The organism is Dorea sp. Marseille-P4042 (assembly GCF_900290215.1).
GTDB lineage: Bacteria > Bacillota > Clostridia > Lachnospirales > Lachnospiraceae > Dorea > Dorea formicigenerans.
Window position 1 is genome coordinate 392,269 of the sequence record NZ_OLMI01000002.1, and the last position, 19,261, is coordinate 411,529.

At 35.5% G+C, this 19,261-nt stretch carries 19 protein-coding genes and 5 pseudogenes; 3 read left to right on the forward strand and 21 right to left on the reverse strand.

The window, feature by feature from the left end; genetic code table 11:
* Positions 1-75: 75 nt before the first annotated feature.
* The 3 genes and pseudogenes from C7E02_RS07285 to C7E02_RS07295 all read right to left on the reverse strand — a co-directional run.
* Positions 76-2,610 carry a DEAD/DEAH box helicase gene (locus tag C7E02_RS07285; protein ID WP_105309203.1) on the reverse strand — a complete coding sequence of 845 codons (2,535 nt, stop codon included), beginning with the start codon at positions 2,608-2,610 and terminating at the stop codon, positions 76-78.
* Between the two features lie 93 nt (positions 2,611-2,703).
* The gene (locus C7E02_RS07290; RefSeq protein WP_105309204.1) at positions 2,704-3,528 is read right to left on the reverse strand and encodes a DUF2971 domain-containing protein; all 825 of its coding nucleotides are present in this window, start codon (positions 3,526-3,528) and stop codon (positions 2,704-2,706) included.
* Positions 3,529-3,686: 158 nt separating this feature from the next.
* Positions 3,687-3,956: pseudogene (locus tag C7E02_RS07295) on the reverse strand (DEAD/DEAH box helicase family protein); the annotation flags it as partial.
* A gap of 225 nt (positions 3,957-4,181) precedes the next feature.
* On the opposite strand from C7E02_RS07295, the gene C7E02_RS07300 reads away from it, so the two are divergent.
* Positions 4,182-4,550, forward strand: coding sequence for a BlaI/MecI/CopY family transcriptional regulator (locus tag C7E02_RS07300; protein WP_005341664.1), 369 nt, complete (start codon positions 4,182-4,184; stop codon positions 4,548-4,550).
* 18 nt (positions 4,551-4,568) lie between these two features.
* Positions 4,569-6,368: a BlaR1 family beta-lactam sensor/signal transducer gene (locus C7E02_RS07305; protein ID WP_105309205.1), complete on the forward strand. Its 1,800-nt coding sequence runs from the start codon at positions 4,569-4,571 to the stop codon at positions 6,366-6,368.
* 64 nt (positions 6,369-6,432) lie between these two features.
* On the opposite strand, the gene C7E02_RS07310 is transcribed toward C7E02_RS07305, so the two are convergent.
* The 14 genes and pseudogenes from C7E02_RS07310 to C7E02_RS20435 all read right to left on the reverse strand — a co-directional run bounded on the left by C7E02_RS07310 (position 6,433) and on the right by C7E02_RS20435 (position 15,059).
* A complete protein-coding gene (locus C7E02_RS07310; protein ID WP_105309206.1) occupies positions 6,433-7,665 on the reverse strand; it encodes a DUF6070 family protein in 1,233 nt (410 codons plus the stop codon).
* An 8-nt stretch (positions 7,666-7,673) separates the two neighbouring features.
* On the reverse strand, positions 7,674-8,873 hold the full coding sequence (locus C7E02_RS07315; protein WP_242978771.1) for a DUF6070 family protein: 1,200 nt from the start codon (positions 8,871-8,873) through the stop codon (positions 7,674-7,676).
* On the reverse strand, positions 8,863-10,974 hold the full coding sequence (locus C7E02_RS07320; RefSeq protein WP_105309207.1) for a penicillin-binding transpeptidase domain-containing protein: 2,112 nt from the start codon (positions 10,972-10,974) through the stop codon (positions 8,863-8,865). The genes C7E02_RS07315 and C7E02_RS07320 overlap by 11 nt, the downstream gene beginning before the upstream one ends.
* A 119-nt stretch (positions 10,975-11,093) precedes the next feature.
* Positions 11,094-11,207 (reverse strand): annotated as a pseudogene (locus tag C7E02_RS20650) (lysozyme family protein); the annotation flags it as partial.
* 131 nt (positions 11,208-11,338) lie between these two features.
* Positions 11,339-11,452: pseudogene (locus C7E02_RS07330) on the reverse strand (PrgI family protein); the annotation flags it as partial.
* A gap of 367 nt (positions 11,453-11,819) precedes the next feature.
* Positions 11,820-12,068 (reverse strand): hypothetical protein, encoded by a 249-nt coding sequence (locus C7E02_RS07340; RefSeq protein ID WP_105309209.1) that lies wholly within the window; start codon positions 12,066-12,068, stop codon positions 11,820-11,822.
* Complete coding sequence (locus C7E02_RS20070) at positions 12,040-12,174, reverse strand: hypothetical protein (RefSeq protein WP_278336546.1); 135 nt, start codon at positions 12,172-12,174, stop codon at positions 12,040-12,042. Before C7E02_RS20070 ends, C7E02_RS07340 begins: the two co-directional genes overlap by 29 nt.
* A 188-nt stretch (positions 12,175-12,362) precedes the next feature.
* The gene (locus C7E02_RS07350) at positions 12,363-12,833 is read right to left on the reverse strand and encodes a JAB domain-containing protein (protein ID WP_005341654.1); all 471 of its coding nucleotides are present in this window, start codon (positions 12,831-12,833) and stop codon (positions 12,363-12,365) included.
* 187 nt (positions 12,834-13,020) lie between these two features.
* Complete coding sequence (locus C7E02_RS07355) at positions 13,021-13,323, reverse strand: type II toxin-antitoxin system RelE/ParE family toxin (RefSeq protein ID WP_105309211.1); 303 nt, start codon at positions 13,321-13,323, stop codon at positions 13,021-13,023.
* Positions 13,316-13,579: a type II toxin-antitoxin system prevent-host-death family antitoxin gene (locus tag C7E02_RS07360; protein WP_005341650.1), complete on the reverse strand. Its 264-nt coding sequence runs from the start codon at positions 13,577-13,579 to the stop codon at positions 13,316-13,318. Before C7E02_RS07360 ends, C7E02_RS07355 begins: the two co-directional genes overlap by 8 nt.
* 175 nt (positions 13,580-13,754) lie before the next feature.
* Positions 13,755-14,192: a hypothetical protein gene (locus tag C7E02_RS20655; protein ID WP_442873149.1), complete on the reverse strand. Its 438-nt coding sequence runs from the start codon at positions 14,190-14,192 to the stop codon at positions 13,755-13,757.
* 45 nt (positions 14,193-14,237) lie between these two features.
* A complete protein-coding gene (locus C7E02_RS20660) occupies positions 14,238-14,606 on the reverse strand; it encodes a hypothetical protein (RefSeq protein ID WP_442873152.1) in 369 nt (122 codons plus the stop codon).
* Entirely contained in the window at positions 14,515-14,778 is a 264-nt protein-coding gene (locus C7E02_RS07370; RefSeq protein WP_081472186.1) for a PrgI family protein, read from the reverse strand. The genes C7E02_RS20660 and C7E02_RS07370 overlap by 92 nt, the downstream gene beginning before the upstream one ends.
* Positions 14,779-14,921: 143 nt before the next feature.
* A complete protein-coding gene (locus C7E02_RS20435; RefSeq protein ID WP_081472185.1) occupies positions 14,922-15,059 on the reverse strand; it encodes a DUF3791 domain-containing protein in 138 nt (45 codons plus the stop codon).
* A 97-nt stretch (positions 15,060-15,156) separates the two neighbouring features.
* On the opposite strand from C7E02_RS20435, the gene C7E02_RS07380 reads away from it, so the two are divergent.
* A complete protein-coding gene (locus tag C7E02_RS07380) occupies positions 15,157-16,341 on the forward strand; it encodes an SLC13 family permease (RefSeq protein WP_105309212.1) in 1,185 nt (394 codons plus the stop codon).
* Between the two features lie 68 nt (positions 16,342-16,409).
* Here C7E02_RS07380 and C7E02_RS07385 read toward each other — a convergent pair whose 3' ends face one another.
* From C7E02_RS07385 to C7E02_RS07400, 4 genes and pseudogenes are all read right to left on the reverse strand, one after another.
* Positions 16,410-17,150, reverse strand: coding sequence for a peptidylprolyl isomerase (locus C7E02_RS07385; RefSeq protein ID WP_181975539.1), 741 nt, complete (start codon positions 17,148-17,150; stop codon positions 16,410-16,412).
* A 106-nt stretch (positions 17,151-17,256) separates the two neighbouring features.
* Positions 17,257-17,445, reverse strand: coding sequence for a hypothetical protein (locus C7E02_RS07390; RefSeq protein WP_105309214.1), 189 nt, complete (start codon positions 17,443-17,445; stop codon positions 17,257-17,259).
* Positions 17,446-17,649: 204 nt separating this feature from the next.
* Positions 17,650-18,356, reverse strand: a pseudogene (locus C7E02_RS07395) (helix-turn-helix transcriptional regulator); the annotation flags it as partial.
* A pseudogene (locus tag C7E02_RS07400) lies at positions 18,350-19,238 on the reverse strand (UDP-glucose--hexose-1-phosphate uridylyltransferase); the annotation flags it as partial. The pseudogenes C7E02_RS07395 and C7E02_RS07400, both read right to left, overlap by 7 nt.
* Positions 19,239-19,261 lie beyond the last annotated feature (23 nt).

The following is a 19,261-nucleotide window of genomic DNA, read 5'->3' on the forward strand; positions in this document are numbered from 1 at the left end:
ATCAATCGGCTATGTATTATATTGCAAGATTTTTTAATAGTATATCAACGGATATTACGAAAAATTCATTTTGGACTATTTTGTTCTGTGGTAATATTCCTCCGAATACTTTTCTCGAATATCACTCATATTCAAATTATATGAATTAATTAATCGTTGAAGTGTTTCATCTGAGATATCCTGTAAATCATATGGTTTTAATTCTTTAATAAATCTCTTTATCGACTCCTTAAATTTTCTTAATTTTCCTTTCCTAATGATTCTGACTTCATGAGTAAAATCACCATAAAAGGAAAGTTCTTTAGTTGGAATCACTAAGTATCTATTAACTGTTACATTTTTTCCATACTCCGACTCAAACCATGCGCAATGACTATTCATTTGTCCTGCTTCGTGTTTACTTATTTCTTGTCTTGATTCGTCTACTTCGCTCTTGCATTCAAAAAATGTGTACTCGTTATTTGTTCCACACCACAAATTATCAGGTCCCTTTCTTATTTCAGTATCGGGTCTCTGACTCATAAAGCCAAGTAACTCTCCAATTTCCTTGAAAGCTGCTTCAAATTTATCTGCTTCGCTTCCGAATGACAAATTATCCAATATTTCATCAACTGCTAATAAAAATTCATTATAATTACTATATCGATTCAAATATTCACGAATTTTATTCATTCTATTCTCATGAATAAATGATACCTTTGTGTATTCAATCCCCACTTTGGGTTTCATTAATTGTGAATTTGATTTGAATGCAACTTTTTGAAGCTTAACAGCCTCTTCCTTTCTAATTGGATAATAGTATCTTGCAAGTTGTTGCAAATACCATCCTTTCTCCAATATATCCTTTGCATATTTATCGATAAATTTTTGCATTGCAGTTGCAGCCTTCTCATATTCTTCTAGCGTATACAATTTTTCAATTTCTGACTCTTCCAATAGTTGATCATATATGCTAGATTCATTTTCTATCTGCTCAATTAATTCCATTTCACTATTATAGTATTCTTTCCAACCATCATCTCTAGTAAGCATCTGCTTGATCAAAGAAATAACTGGTTTTATTGCTCGTTCATCTTGATTCTGTTCTTCACTTGCCATCTCCGCAATTTCCAGCCCAATATCTATTTGTTTCTGTGTCTGTACAGAAAAATGCTTTTTGGTAGTAACACTTCTCATGAATTTCACAAGATCTGAACCAATTATTAATATAGCACAATAATCTTTTTCCCCTCTAACACCTCTTCCCAAGCCTTGCTCAATTTTCTGCGCAATTTTTTTATTAATTATTTCACTATTAGGTCTACATTTCTTTTCGTACTTGTCAGATAAACTATTGAAAAATGGCATTGAATCCATTATAAGTATTCTACAACTTTCATCCGGTAAATCTATGCCATCATATCTGTTGTTAATCACAACAATTTTTTCAAACTCTTTCTTTTTAAGTAATTCAATTACGTTAAAAATATTACCTCTATCAGCACAAATTGCTCCTAAATTACTATAGTGATTTGCTCTTCGAGTATTCGGAACTAATGCAACCATTCCAAATTTTTTATTTGTCATTTTTGAAAATTCAGTAACTACTAAATCTCTATCGCATGATTCATTTATTAATGATGGTATAATAACCATCTTCTCTCCAGACCATTTTTGTTCTTTAAATACTAATGGGTTTTTCACAGCATTTGTACTAAACGATAACCCCTTAACAAAAAACGCATCATCTTGTGTGGTAGCTGACATTAATATTCTATGTTTTGCCTTAGAAAATGAGCCAAATACATCTACATTAGCATTGTAGGGAACAATCTCTATTTCACTTCCCGAAATATAGCAGCTGTAGTCTTTAATTCTATCTCTCATTAATGGCCATACAAACTGAACTGATGTTACCCCACCTGCATCTGCCAGTATCTTTAACATCTCTGTTTTTTTATCGTACCAACTCCAATAAGGAACTGGCATAAATGTATCAAAATCACCATTATTTATATCCAGGAAACTTCCTTCTCCTTGTCCTATCAATTCGTCAGAAAACAGTGATACTATTTTTGAATATACATCTTCGTTTTCTGATCTTTTTATAGTAATCGTCTGAGCTTCTTTTATTACATCTATACATGCATGTGAATCATCTAGTATTACTGTACCAACATTGATATGGTTATTATCTATTCCAAAAATAGATTTTCCATTGAATACTTTATGCGCATGTGTTATAAGAATTTTTTCACCACAAACAAATTCATCTGGTATTTGATTATCACTCTCTATTACACAATATGGTATACCAAATTTTTCTGCTTCAGAACATACCTGTGTAGTCAAATATAGATTAGGACAAATATACAAACATGGACCATTTTTTGAGTTAATCATGGATTGTAACAGCAATAACCCAATTAATGTTTTCCCTTCTCCCGTATGTAACTTTATAATCAAGTCTTTATCATCATGATGTCTTTCGTACCATTCCTTTAAAATGTACTCTTGTGCAGGACGCAACGGACCAGCTACACTCTTTCTGTCCAATGTAGAATACAGCTCACAAGGTTCTGTCTTTCTTGCTATTTTAGCGGAATTTAACTTTTTTTTGAAATCAACCATTATTTCCATACTCCCCTTTCGTACTTATTTGTAATAGGCTACTTGTACTGAAGATATTCTTTTTCATCTAAAATTTACGCTTTATTACATAATCTAACATACTCTTCTAGGATTTAATTCATATCTTCGTTGTGACATTTCCATTTTATATACTGGGATTTTTTTATCTAAAGCATATTCTTTTACTTCTTCCACTTCATGTGAATGTTCTTCACTTTTTGCCCCCAGATAAATTGCAGATATAATTTTTCTCGCATCTATCGGATTTTTATATACTTGAAAATAATCCTTTGTTCCATAAGTTCTCCATTCTTCTTCATATTCCCATACTTTATCTTTATAAAATACTGGATTGATTGCTATGTTTGGAGAATGATCCAGCAATACTTCTGTACAGTCAAAACGCTGCTCATCATATATTACTGGTAGTATCGCATTTTTAATAGATGAATCTTGAGTCATATCATATTCAATACAAAATCCAGAGTGATTATCCGCATAATGACTCCACATCAATCTGTTATTAAAACTTGTTGTAAAACACGCAATACTAACGTACTCTTGAAATTGTTTATATGTATCTTGATAATGCTTGTCAAATTCCTTTTTTATCACATCATTATTTTTAAATATATCTTCCACTTTTCCTATTGGAAATTCCTTTTGTAATTCCCTTTGAAAAAACAGCTTAGTATACTTCAAATAATCAATCTCTATTGCAGAATCAAATGGATCATTGAATTTGCATGGGTACGACAAATACACCTCCCCACTTACATTATTCATATAATACTCATCAAATTCTCGATACCTATATAATCGTTTTGGTATATTAGGAAATACAAATTCCCTTACCTGTTGATATGAAATGTTTTTATCTTCTAACATATTTATATATGTTTTTTTCCAATCCTCCATAGTTTCCCCTTTTCGTATTTCATCTTTCTCTTACACGAATTTAGGTCACAAATCCGATTCGTGTTATTCCGTCCAAACCGTGTTTTTACATCCAAATTATACGGAAAATATGGATAAAATGGACGTTTCAGTACTCAAAATCGGTCAAAGCCATACTAGGAGACAAAATATTCCACTGCGTTATTTGGAAAGAACTCTTTAAATTCCCCATAAAGCTGCGCAGCCAGTGTCTTATTGTGTGCTATGATCAGCGTTGGTTTATTCAATTGTTGGATGACATTCGCCATCGTAAATGTCTTACCAGATCCGGTGACGCCAAGCAATGTCTGACACTGATTGCCTTCTTTAAAACCTTCGACTAGTTCTTTGATTGCCTGTGGCTGGTCTCCTGTTGGTTTATATTCTGATACTAATTCAAAATAATCCATATGATTTCTCCTGATTGAATCTAATTTATTTTGGAATGTAGTAATATTATTTCTAGTATTGTTACTTGTCTAGTATATCATTCAATATAAAAAAAGTACAGAACAAAACCGAATGTTTGTTCTGTACTTTTGTATTTGTGTTGCTGTTCACTCTCGCGTTGACAGAATAACCTTTTAAGACATATAATATTTTTATTACATTTGTAAGATTTGGAGGAATATCACATGAGCAATCTGCCTCAAATTTCAGAAGCTGAATTTGAAGTTATGAAAATCGTTTGGAAATACGCACCAATCAGCACCAATGAAATTACTGAAAAATTAACACAAATTTCCAGTTGGAGTCCTAAAACAATTCAGACATTGATTAAACGTCTCGTTTCTAAAAAAGCACTAACCTATGAAAAACAAAGCCGGGTTTTTGTCTATACTCCATTGGTCAAGGAAGACGAATATATTCGGCAGGAAAGTAATTCTTTTTTAAAGCGATATTATAATGGTAATATCACTTCTATGCTTGCCTCTTACATTGAGGATGATAAATTGTCTGAAGAAGACATTGCCAGCTTACGGAATCTTCTTTCCAATCATTAACCATGGGAGGAGCATATTTTGATATATTTTAGTTTTCGTTTTTTACTGTGTAATGCCATCATTTGTATTTTTTTAGGTAGTTTACTGGGATTAAAAAATTTATTGCAAAGGCAATTATCCGCACGTATGCAATATAATCTTTCGATTATATTTCTTGCCGTTCTAATTGTTCCCTTTTTACCGATAAACTCTGCCCCATCTTCTATATCGTGGAGCCATTTGCTGACAGCCAGTTCAAGTACCAATGGTGACATTCAAACCACTTTTCTTTCTGGTAATGGTTATAATTTGGATAAAATAAATGATTTTGCTGTCTCTGTCAGCACCCAAATACCAACTTTTATTCACACATTACTTGTATTTTTCTGGAGTATCGGTATATTCATAATGTTTTTTCTTCTCTACCGCTCAGTAAAACAAGTAAAAGCCTTACATAGTTCTGCTTTACCTCTTCAAAATGAAGAACTCAACGCTCTTTATATAGAATGTTTAAACGAAGTGAACAGCAAGCATACCATTCCGATTTATAGTACAGCATTTTTGAAATCTCCTGTTTTGGCTGGTTTCCTGCATCCTCGCATTTATCTTCCAATTCACTTGATTTCAGATTTTAACGCTGGAACTATAAGCGCAACTGATATTCGCTATATGCTTCTTCATGAACTGCAGCACTACAAGCATAAAGATATTCTAATTGGATATTTGATAAATACAGTAAATGTTTTCTACTGGTTCAATCCCCTAATCTGGTATTTTCTAAAAAGAATACGACAGGAACGGGAACTTGCCTGCGACAGTGCTGTATTACAATTATTGAAAGAAACAGAATACAAGTCATATGGAAATACACTGATTAACTTTGCCGAAACAATAGCTCTGTCTCCATTCCCTCTTACTATGGGAATCAGTGGAAATATAAAACAGTTAAAAGGACGCATTTTAAATATTGCATCATTCCACCAACCTACTTTTAAACAAAAAATTCGTGGATATCTTATATGCATATTCGTCTCTACTATCATCATTGGATGCATTCCCATACTTTCTGTTTATGCTTCTGATCAGACTGGGTATCATTTTGACACAACCGAAAAGAATATTACTCAGCTAAATCTTTCTTCCAATTTTGGGGACTACACTGGAAGTTTTGTTTTATATGATCAGTCTGCTGATAAATGGAATATTTATAATATGGAGCATGCTTCCACACGTGTATCACCGAATTCGACTTATAAAATATATGATGCATTACTTGGCTTGGAATCTGGAATTATTACACCAGAACATTCCACTTTCACATGGAATGGAGAACCATATCCTTTTCATTCATGGGAAGCCGATCAAGATTTAACCTCGGCTATACATAATTCCGTAAACTGGTATTTTCAGGCAATTGATTCACAGGCAGGTTTTGAAGCCGTAAGAACATTTTTACAGACAATAAACTATGGGAATCAGAATACTGGAACAAATCTAAATCTCTATTGGACAGATTTCTCTCTGAAGATATCACCTATAGAACAGGTGGAATTGTTACAGAATTTCTATCAAAATAATTTTCATTTTGACAGTAAAAATATCCAGGCAGTAAAAAAAACTCTGCTGCTTTCCACTACTTCTTCCGGTTCTCTTTACGGGAAAACAGGAACTGGGCGTGTCAATGGTAAAGATGTCAATGGCTGGTTTATCGGATACATTGAAACATCGAATAATACTTACTACTTCGCAACAAATATTCAATCCTCTTCTGGTGCAACTGGAAGTCAGGCTACCGAAATAACAGAATCTGTACTTTCTAATCTTGGTATTTGGAAATAAATAAAGAGAACTGATAGCATAATTTCCCGTTATCAGTTCTCTTTATTTCATTCTTCTCTACTGATCAATTCTGCAAATTACCTAACCGGTACTGATACCTCGGTATATTATCAATACCATTATCTAAAATCCTGTTTCCAACATACTGAATCGTTCCATCATCCTGAATTTTCATCGTAAGTTCGTGTGTAATAACAACATCATTACATACAACAGAATCACATACTGCATGAATTGTCAAAACAATGGTTCCATCTTCATTGTTCCTGACTTCTGTTACTTCCGGTAAAGACAAGCCAAAATGTGTTGGTGAATAATTACCACATCCCAATCGTTCCCAGATAAACATATTACTTTGTTCATCGTAGACCGCCCATTCTTTCAATTCTTCTTTTGTAACAGGAAGATATGTCATAATTACATTTTCGAACTCTTCTGCTGGAATTCCCACAACCTCTTTTTCTGCAGTAAATTTTTCTCTATATTTCATTTGATAAAAATATTCATAAAGTCCATTATAATCCAACCCCTGCATATCCTCCGCATTCCAGTTTGAACATAACAGATTGTTTCCCTGATAGCCGAACGTACTCACATATTTTTTTGAATATTCCCGACACTCCTCACTCAAAGGCTTTACCCGGATAATACAACTTCCATCTACAATCTCTGTCACTTCCGGTGGTTCAGGTACGCATAATTCATAACAGAAATTCCCATTTTCAGTATATGCCCATTCTTTTATTTTTGATAGCGATATGTATGTAAGTACAGGCTCTGTATCCTCACTCCAGATCATTTTTGCGGACATCACACTCATTTCTTTTCCATCATAACTATATTCTTTTCTGGTAATTCCACCATCTGTATCTGCTTCATATAAAATTACACTTCCTTTTTCTTCTTGTTCTGCAGATTTTAAAAATTGTTCCATCTTCTGATAATTATCCATAACAGAATAATGATCGGAACCAATGACCGGATTCCCATTTTGTTTGATAATTTCTTTCATCCGATTCATCATTTGCTCAGCAGTATTCTGATCTGCTTCTTGTATTCCATTATATTCAGAATAAATATCTCGGATAATGCCCATAATTTCTTCACAATCGTTCACAGCTTCCTTTTTCTTGTCTTCATCGATTGGTAGATTATATCCCTTATCCGGATTTTCCATGGTAGTGTTTTTTTGATTCTTCTCATTTTTTACATCTGTGCTGTTTAACGATATCTTACTTTCACAGGAAGTCAGAATCATTCCTATACAAAGTACTAACAAAATACTTTTTCTTTTCATATTGCCCCCTAATTATTACTGTAATTCTCTTCCCACTCTTCTTCTGTTAACCTTGGCATATACCACCCTGCATTTGCATTTTGATCTGACCTGATTACCTTATTTGATAAATACTGGAAACTTCCGTCTTCCATAGGTTTTATCATCAATTCACTGGTGATTGCCTGATCTAACATTCTGATTTCCCATACTGCTTCTATCGTAAGTTTTAATGTTCCATCTTGTAATTTTTCATATGAGATAACTTCCGGATATGGCTCATACGGGAATTCACAATCATATAACCCTCGCGGTCTGTATCTAAAAGTTTTATTATCAGAGTTATAAAAAGTTCCCTTTTCAATCTCAGTATTACTAAATGGTAAATAGGTCTTTATAACCTCTTCAAACTCATCTTCTGGAACTTCATATTCTACTCCTCCATAATTTGCTTCATATGGAACTTGCTTTCCATATTTCATATAATACATTTTTTCATAAAGATCATAAAAATCAAGTTCCGTATAATTCTGGTCATCCCAATTTGTAATCAACAGATTATTAAGTGCATACCCCAACGGCATAACATATTTTCGATTCAATTCCCGGCATGTTTTATCTAATGGCTGCACTCTGAATCCAGTTTCACCCGGTGCTCCATCAAATCCCGGTGGGTGATATTCCTCCAGAAACAAGTATCCTTTTTCTGTATATTTCCACTCATATGCTTCATATTCATCATAATAATTAGCCTGTGGACTATTATCCTTCCATTTAACCTGACATAATCGAACATTTATCTTTCCATTCATTGACTCTAAATGATATTGTATAATTTCCCCTTCATCAAATACAACAACAATATCAACTGCTGCCTGTTCTTCTTTCTCCGCTGCTTTGCAAAATTCTTCTACTTTTTCACGATTGACCATATCAATCTGATTATCACAATCTACTGCCGCATATCCTTTCTCTTCCAGACAATTGATAATTTTTCTTTTCGCCTTTAATGTATTTAACTCCGACTTCTCCTTCATATAAACAGACCGAAAAGTTTGCGCTGCTTTTTTTGCTTCTGCATTCATTTCAGATTCTACGGTTTCTTTCTTTTCTCCTTTTTCCGTAATTCGATTTTGTCCGCACCCTGTAAAAACAATAAGAACTATCAATATCATCGCAAATTTCTTACATATGTAATAATTCCCCGTAAAAATTTTTTTATTTTTCAAAATATTCCTCCAATACGGTTGCATCCTTTTTAACAACATAACCACTTCCACCGATTCCTTTCACATTCTCAACCATACTGATAAGAAGAATTGGTTTGTCCACGCTTTTATCTGCCGTAAACACCGAAAACCACCCGATTTCTTTGCCAGAAGTATCTTCTTTCGTTGCCTTCAACTCGGCTGTCCCTGTTTTTCCAGCCAGCAAAATATCGTCACGATGTGCAGCATATCCGGTTCCTTCCGGATCATTTACAACACCTTCCACCCCTTGCATAATTTCTTCTACATTTTCTTTGCTAAACGCATTTTCTATCCATGTTTCACCAGATGCTTCTTCTTTGTATTTCAAATACGGTTTTATCATATTCCCTTCATTTAAAAATGAAGTATAAATACTTGCCAGATGTAATGGATTTACAAGAATCTGCCCTTGCCCATAACCACTATCTGCCAATTGTATTTCTGTTTCTATTTTATCTGTATTGGAATATGTTGATTCCTGCATCGCAATCTCAAACGGCATATTCTGATTAAATCCTATTTCATTTAAAGTATTCATAAAATTCTCACTACCAATTTTAAGAGCTGCCTTTGCAAAATAAATATTATCAGAATAGATAATTGCATTTTTCATAATAACCGGTTCATATTCATGAAGTGTTGTCACTTGATAAGATCCCCAAGACGAATCTTTCTGCCATGCCAAACCTTCATTTCCAAAATCTTCTTTTGGATCTATGCTTCCCGTTTTCAACCCAATTCCTGCCACAACTGGTTTAAATGTTGAGCCAGGACACCATACTTGACGAAAACGATTATATAATGGTTTCTTTTCATCTTCGTTTAATGATGTCCATTTCTCTGATGATAAGCCCCGTATAAATTCATTATTATCGTAAGATGGGGTACTTACCAAAGCCAATACTTCTCCCGTATAAGGATTCATTGCGACAGAACACCCCGGATCTTCTTTAAACTGCTCGTATAATGATTTTTGCAAATCGGAATCTATCGTTAATCTTATATCCATACCATCTTCTTTAAAAATACTTGCAAGAACCTCTTTTACTTCCCCATCACTATCCAAAATCTTTATATCACAACCATCTTTTCCTTTTAATTGCTTTTCGTATAATTTTTCCACCCCAGATCTTCCGATTACACTTTCAGCTGAATATCCTTCCCCTGGATGATTTTCCAAATCTTCTGCTGTTACAGACTGTACATAACCAATTAAATGAGCTGCTACTTCCCCTAACTCATAGGTTCTAACTTCCACATCTGATAGCATAACCCCTGGAATTTCCAAAAGTTTATTCTGGCAATCCTGCTCCTCAAGTGTCTTTTCTTCTGGCTGTATTTTCATTAAATCTATTTCTTCTACTTTCGGAATAGTTTCAATTGGTACAAAAGAATCTTCTTTCACCCACTTTGCTGTAAGTTTGTTATTTATTGTTTCTACGTCTATCTTCAATAACTCTGCTATTTTTTCAAGAGATACATTCCTGTCTTCCAGCTTTCCCGGTATAATGCCAACTGATGTTGCCACTCCTTTTCCTGCAAGCATTTTACCATCTCGGTCTAATATTTCTCCTCTCTCCGCTTTTGATGTAGTAACACTTATTTTATCATCACTCTCTAAATCTGGAAAAATCAGGCTATCCTGCCATACTAATTTATATCCCTGTTTCGTCTTCTTCAGTTCCGCCATATTGTCAAATTGTATTGTTCCGGCAATTGTATTACATGATGTTTCATACGAAAGCGTAACTGTATCTGCTTTTTTCTCTTTCACAGCTATATGACTGATTTTAATGTCACTGACCTCTATTCCTTCGTATATCTTAGAATTTCGTTGTATGTATTCTTCTTTTGTCAAATAAACTTTTTCATCTGAATCTATCATAGTATACATTACTTCATATTCCTTTTTTTCAATATGGTTCATATATTCCATAAGTGTGTCTTCTGGTGATTCCGTTATCGTCCTTTTTAATAAAACACCTCCTGAAACAGCAATTACTGTTATAGCCATTATTAATCTCAAAATCCTACAAGTGTAAGATTTTTTAGTGCTTTGTTTTTTCCGTCTTTTTTTCATAGATACCCCTTTCTTTCAACGCTTTTATTTTCTTAAATCTTACACTTGTAATATTTGAAAGTCAAGTCTTTTCTCAGGCATTATATATAGCAGATTTAGGATCAGCAAATCCTGCCTTTTAATATGCAGGCACTCCATTCCACCCGGCTACTAAATCCATACCAGTTCCAATAAGTCGTTCCGCCTTTTCCTTCCTGCGATGCTGCCACCTGAACGATTGCCTGATTATCTAAAAACATGTTGTTATACTCTTTCCGGTATAAATCCAGTCCGTCCTCCTGCATCGGAATCAGAATTGCTTTTTCAAAATCCACTTTATTCAAGCGGCGATTATTGATCGTTATTTTTGTTGTTCTACCGCATCAAAATAAAGCCCAACGGCAATCCCGCAGGCTAATGCTGAAAAAATAAACTGTCTCAGGGACAATCCGAAAAAGATTGCTTCCGTGTAATCCCTGATTTCTCTGATGTTTCGGATTGCTGCCAGATTAAATCTGACCTTACCGCTGTTATACTTCCTTGCTGTTTCCACGATTCTGAATCCATGGACAGCAAGCCATGAGAAACTAGCATTTTCAATCCTCTATCTGCTGACTGCCTTTTCTGTTCTTAACTGGATTTCTGCTCTACGACACAAGTGGCAGGAACATCAATACTACAAAGCTATGAAAGATGAAATTTCCTTCCAGATTTCTCGTGCCAGACAAAGTGGGATTCCTTTAGATTCTGTTCATTTCGATTCTCAAGGGAATATGCGGTATCACAATAGCGGAGATATTATAGAATAAGTTCACAACGCACAACAGGGTATGTACAGTTTCTTACCATACATACCCTGTTGTTATTTAATCTTCATCGCCCCAGTAATCTATTGATTCCTGTGTTCTTGTTGAAATTCCGAATAGCTTATACATAAAATCTTTTCTTTCATCAAACATTTCAACAATAATTATTTTTTCTGATTCAATTCTATAAAAAACATAATTGTGACTAACATATAAATAGCGATAATCGCATTCTATATTATACATTGCAGATACGGCAATTCCCTTTTTTTCAATACAATTATACCCCCAGTTCTGCTTCCAGATCATCTGCTGATATCGTTCCTTCTTCTCGAATAGACACTTCTGCTTCGTTTAGTTTGCTCATTAATGTATAAAGTGCTTTCTGTTTATCTAATTCGTCCAGCTCTTTCATATCTATAATTGCACACTGTCCATGTCCGTTTCTTGTAAGATAAACTCTATTACCATAGGTGACTTCATTGATTACTGTTGTATAATTTCTTAAATCCGAAATAAGTCAGCTTTTTGTAGCGACACTATTTTACTAATGTCGCTACATGAAATATTACAATAAATAAAAACTTCTAATTCTTTTTTCTTCTATCTCTCCCAATCCATCCTTCCTGTCACATTCAACATCTTTTCTTCTCGGAAGCTGAGCATCTTCCCATTAGTTCCACCGACAATGATATGATCCAGCAATTCTATCCCCAATAGTTGTCCACACTTCTGCAGCTTTCTCGTAACAATCATATCCTCTTTTGATGGTTTCACATTACCACTGGGATGATTATGAAGTCCGATAATTGCAGAAGCATTTGCCAGAATACTGCTCTTAAAAACTTCCCTGTGAATTACTAATGATGCGTTGATTGTTCCCACACTGACCAGATTCATATTGATTACCTGTCCATTATTTTTCATATTCAAAATGCAAAATACCTCTCTGTCATATTGAGATAACTCCTTCGCCATCAATTCTACAACCAGAAGAACCTTACTCTCTGAAGATTCCACATATGCTTTCAATTGTGATAATGTCATTTCCAAATATTTAGGTTGTTCCACCATAATCTGCTCCTTTCGTTTCTTCCTTTACTTCTGTTTTCCCTGACAAATAGCTTATGAACCCTTATACAAGTGCGCTCTAAAATCCGCTTTATTTTTCACTCTTGGTCTACTTTTTCCTGCACTAAAAAAACGCCACAAATTGTGACGTTTTTTAGTACCCTTTATATTTCAGTGAGATTTCTTGATTCTAAAACTCACTTTTTCCATATTTTACAGTTACCACTGCAACAACTTTTTCATTTTCAAACACTTCATAAATGATAATATAATTTTCTACAATCAACTGCCTATATCCTTTAAAAGCATAAAATCCATATTTTCTTTCTGCCCCTCGATATGGCTGTTCTTCCAAACTTAAAATTGCTTTTTCAAGTTTTTCTGCCAGTGCAATTGCAGCATCAGCATAATTACTAACAAGAAGTGCCTGATCGTATATCTTATCAATATCTCTATATGCCTGTGGAAACATTTTTACGGTATATTTATCCAAAATGTTTCCTCCTGAGTTCTCCCAATGCCTCACGTGCATCTAATAATTCTGCACCTTCTGCGACTTCCCGTTCTGCTTCAAAAATTGCCTTATCAATCTGATTTGTGCTGAGTAATTCTTCATAAGTTTCCATACTCATAACTACTAAATCTCCATAACCATTTTTTGTAATAAATACTGGTTGCTGTTGTTTGTGACATATTTCAGATATTTCATTTGTATTTCTTAAATCTGTAATTGGTCTTATTACCGGCATTGTAACTCCTCCTTTCTTTGTACATTATTATAACAGAATATTGTACGTTTATCAATTTGCAAACCCATTTTTTCAACATCTGAAAATAATATTATTTTACATTCTTCCCCTGTTGACACTATCCTCTCCCGGTTTTGCGGTCATCAGTTCATACAATCTTATATTGGTTGGGAATCTATTGACGAACGGTACAAGCGAACTTCCGTATTTCACCAGACCACAACCGGCATCTGCATTTGTGATATATCCCATCTGTTCTGTGGAGATATTTAGAAGTGTTTCTCTGCTGTTCTAAATCATACGGAATGACAGCAGAAAAGTTATTGTTTGCATTTTGCCGTCTCTGCCAGTTTGTGATATTTGTCTCCACGCCAAGCAGATGTTTTTCCACTTCCTGTACTGCTTCATCAGTAGGAATCGGAATCCCATCAATACTCAACATCAGATTTCGATTCATGTCGGTCAGTTCTACTATCATATCATTTTTGATGTAAGAAGCATATTCCCGAAGAAAAAGTACCCTTCCATAACGATCTCCCATGCGGAAATAATCTTTTTCAAACTCAAAAGTATCCGGGCAGATATAATCTTTGAAGCTGTGTCCTTTTCTCATACTCTCCTGAATATCAAAATGGAAACTTGATTCTTCTCCAGTACGTTAAAAATCATGCAGAATCCGTAACTTATCTTCTCCATTTACCTCTGCACATTTGGAACCCAGCCTTGCAAAATGACTGTTCAGCTCTGTTGTCACTCGTGCAAAATAGGTTCTCGCTTCTTTGATCGTTTTCTTATAACAGGATACTGTCACATATTTTTCCTGCACCATGCTGTTGGAACTGGTTGACTTATCTACTTTGCTTGCCACCGCATAGTTGATATCTGTAAATTTATAAGTACGTGCAAATTTATTTCTCCCGATTTTAAATATCCTGTCAGACCAGATGGTCTCGATGGGAATTACCTGTTGTACACTTCTTGGAATTACAAATCCAAACACCACATAAGGGGGCAGCTCCCAGTACACAAATCCAACTCCCTGTTTCCATGCTCATGTATGGGCGAAGCAAAAAATAAAGCCCAACGGCAATCCCGCAGGCTAATACTGAAAAGATAAACTGTCTCAGGGACAATCCGAAAAAGATTGCTTCTGTGTAATCCCTGATTTCCTTGTTAATTTTTACTTTACACTTGGTCATATGGTTTCCTCCTTCCTTGAAAAATTTAATAGCCAATCCTTTTTACTGGACTGGCTATGTATAAAAATGAGCAAAAAAAGCCGATTGACTCATATTGAACCAATCGGCTACACTCTATCTGTTATTTTGTTTTCTTACATTATTTATCTAAAAAGTTCTGGCTCATTCTCAATCAAATCTTCTACCAAATATTCCTTTCCCTGCGTATGAAGAACATCATAGCATTTAATGATATAATTATCCAAAAAAGCAGGCAATGAAAAGTCACAAAACCTCTTCATCGTTAATTTCCGTTAATTCAAGAATCCACATGACTTCTTTTGCTCCCTATGTTATACTTGCATCTGGTGATTTCATTTTAAGAGAGGATTTTTACAAATGATACGAAAATTATACACATTTTTACAGAAAGAGACTGTTTTATCTATCTCTGTGATTCTGGCTGTTTTTTCGATGTTCTGGATAAAACCAGACCACACTTATATTTCTTATATTGATTTTCGGACCCTCGGTCTTTTATTTTGTCTGATGACAATTGTAGCAGGGCTGAAAGAGATTGGCGTTTTTGATTTTCTGACAGAAAAAATGTTGTCAAAAGCCCACGGAACAAAAGCAATTGTAACACTGCTCGTACTGTTGTGTTTTTTCTTTTCTATGGTAATTACAAATGATGTTGCTCTGATTACATTTGTGCCTTTAGCACTCATCATGTTGCATAAATTGCCGGAAGAACTGACCGAATACTGGCTTATAAAAGTAGTTGTCATGCAGACGATTGCTGCAAATCTCGGAAGTATGCTGACTCCTATCGGAAATCCACAGAATCTTTATCTTTACGCCCAGGCTGATATGTCTGCTTTCGCATTAATACGATTAATGCTTCCTTATTCTGTCGTTTCCTTGATATTGTTACTGATCTGGATTAGGTTTGCCGCATCCAAAGCTCCAAAAATGAGCAAAAAGAACAATATATCCCTGTCATTTTCTAATACTTCCGAACATCATAGGAAAAATGTTCTGAAAAGTATTGCAAACCGAAAAACAGAATATCTCATTGCATACTTGTTACTTTTTGCAGCCTGTCTCCTGACCGTTGCACATATTCTCGACTTTCGGATTCCGCTCCTTTTGGTTGTTCTTTATGTCATAATTCGCAACCACACTTTGCTTGGGAAAGTCGATTACTCTCTTCTGGCAACCTTTACTGCATTATTTATTTTTATTGGAAACCTTGGACGTATTTCTCAGTTCAGCCATTTCCTCAGCAGTATTATGACCGGACGTGAGACAATCACTGCAATTCTGGCAAGCCAGGTCATGAGCAATGTGCCAGCTGCGATTCTGCTGTCTGGTTTTGCGAATAACTACACATCCTTGATCATCGGCACCAATATCGGCGGGCTTGGAACACTGATTGCCTCTATGGCAAGCCTCATTAGCTTTAAATACATTGCAAAAGAGAATCCTCACCTGCGTGGAAAATATTTTACTTTATTTACAGTTGCAAATATTCTATTCCTGGCAATTTTACTTTTGCTAATCAAATGCCTTACAGCATTTTAAGCCAGCCATTTTGGATCTTATACTTTTATTTTGCCGCCTTTGTTGAGCAGTTACCATAATTTTTCACTTTATTTTTCTTTATATTTCTCTGTCAGTTCTGCTACTTTTTTGCTGTAAGCATCGCCCTGTTTCTGCTGTTTGAGCTGGCTCTTGATCTGTTCTTTCACCTCGTCAAAGCTGGATTCTGCAGCATCTTTTTTCTCCTCAACTTTAATCAGGTGATATCCGAACTGAGTTTTCACAGGTCCGACTACATGCCCGATCTCTGCTGCAAATGCTGCATCCTCAAATTCCTTGACCATCTGTCCTTTGCCGAATTCTCCAAGGTCTCCGCCTCTCTGTCCGGAAGGGCATGTAGAAAATTCTTTTGCTGCGTCTTCGAATACTTTCTCACCGCTTACAATAGATTCCAGAATCTGATTACATTTTTCCTCGGAATCTGTAAGGATATGCTTTGCGTGAACAGTCGCCCCTTTTTTAAACTGAGACTTATTTGCTTCATAATAATCTTTGACTTCCTCGTCAGTCACTTTCACACTATCAAATAACTGCTTCATAGCAAGGCGTGCAAGAATATCTTTTCTTGCATTCTCCATTACACTCTTGTATTCTTCCGTCTCATCTAACTTCAGATCTTCTCCGTATTTTGCAAATGAATAAAGTGCTTCCAACTGCTCCTGGCACTGTGCACGGAACTGCGGATTAGATGCATATGCCTGCTGCTCTCTCGGAAGGCTCTTTATAAATGCATCGACCTCTTTATCTGTAATTTCGTGTCCGCCTACAACGGCTAATACTTTCTGATTCATAATCTTATATTCTCCTTTTATCATGTCAAGGGTCTTATTCATAATCTGTCCGCCGCCCCTGACATTTCATTCATGTACGTAAAGCGGACAACTCCTGTATATTATACTACATACCTGTACCTGAATACCAGTCTAATTTTCCACCACTGCTCCTCACGCCACAGCTCCTCTTTGCACCAGCCAGGACATCCACAGAAGCACTGCCACGCCTATTGTGATAAAGAACCAGCCAAACGCTACCATCCAGATTGGATAAAAGGCGACAATCCCAACCGGAAGTCCCCAGATTCTCCATAAAAGCAGTGTCCGTGGAAGTCTTCCGAACGCAAGAAGTCATGCATTTTTCATATGTTCTGATATGTTGTTCTCATATCGTGCTCTTTTCATAATAAAATAAAGCGCTATTTTCTACAAATATTTTTATATTATATCATCCACACATAAAATCAAATACATAGTACTGTGAAATCGAAGTAAATATTTCTATCAACAAAACCTTTTATGACAACATCTCTTTCACACAAGTACTCCGGTAATCACTCGGTGATATTTTATATCTTTCTTTAAATACTCGGTTAAATGTTCTCTGACTTTCAAATCCACTATCCAGACAAATGTTTGTAATAGAATCACTCGTATTTTCCAAGCGATGGCATGCATAGTTCAGCCTTGCATCGTTAAGATATTGATTAAAGTTTCTATGGAATGTCTTGGAAAAGAGTCTGGATAAAACATATTTGCTCACCCCCAGGTCTTTTGCCATCTCTTCCAACGAAAACTTCTTCTTGAAATTTGCTGATATATAGGAAACTGTCTGGTAAATAAGATCGTTGCTCCCCACACTGCTCTTTTCTACCAAATTTAATTTTCCTATGCAGCGTGCCAACACAATTTGAAGATATGCCTGTGCAACAGTAATATCCGACTGTTCTGTCTCTAAAATTGCATTTATAACCCTATATACCTCCGGTTCAACCTTTTCCGCTTCGATGATTGGGTATTCAGGAGCCATGGATTGCATGATATCTGCAAATTTGGCTATCGTAAATGGCGATGCAATCAGATAAGCCGCTTTATTTACACCGGGTGTCAGTACCTGATAGTGATGAATAACATCTGGAAATACAAAGCCTATATCTCTTTTTCCATATGGTATAGTTCCTGTCCGACACCAAGTTCTAATGCTCCACTTGTTACACAAACACAATTCCAATTTCTTTCTGTATGATAGAATGAATATTACTATCTGTAATCTTATATTTTGGTATCCATCCCTCTGCACATTCAGCATGGGCAGCCATTGTTTCATTCTGTCTCAGGTCTTCATGATTTAGAATTGCCTGTTCTAGTTCTGCCATTTCTTTCTTCAATCTGGCGGGTAATACAGCCAGTCCCATAACTTCAATCAGTCCAATATTTTCCTTTTTGATATGGTGATACTATACTATCCATTGCTCTTCCCTGTAAACGAATCACTGACATCGGCCACTTTACAATTCCTGCATGTATATCTGGATATCTCTCTAAGTCAAATTCCAGTTCGTAAGGTGCTTTTGCCATAGCAAAGACATAACCTCCCCCCTGGAAATGATCATGACTCAAAATAGACCCTCCTACGATTGGCAGATCTGCATTGGAACCTGCCGTATAATGTGGAAACTGCTTAACAAAATCAAGGAGCTTATTAAAAGTCATACGGTTAATTGCCATCGGAATATGCTTTTCATTAAAGATAATGCAATGTTCATTGTAATACACATATGGTGAATACTGTAAATAATACTGCTCTCCACACAGAGTGATTGGTATAATCCTGTGGTTTTGTCTTGCCGGTTGTGAGAGGTGACCTGCATACCCTTCGTTTTCCCTGCAAAGCAGGCACGCCGGGTATCCAGATTTTTTTGCAGTTCCATCTTTTGCAATATCCCTTGGATCTTTTTCTGGTTTTGACAAGTTAATTGTGATATCCATCTTGCCAAATTCTGTATCCGTCTCCCACTTTTCATCCTTTATAATCCGATCTGTGCGGATATAGTTTGTTGCCTGGCTGAAATGATAATAAAATTCAGTTGCTGCCTTTGGGGATGAATTTAAGGAACTTCTCGCAGCAT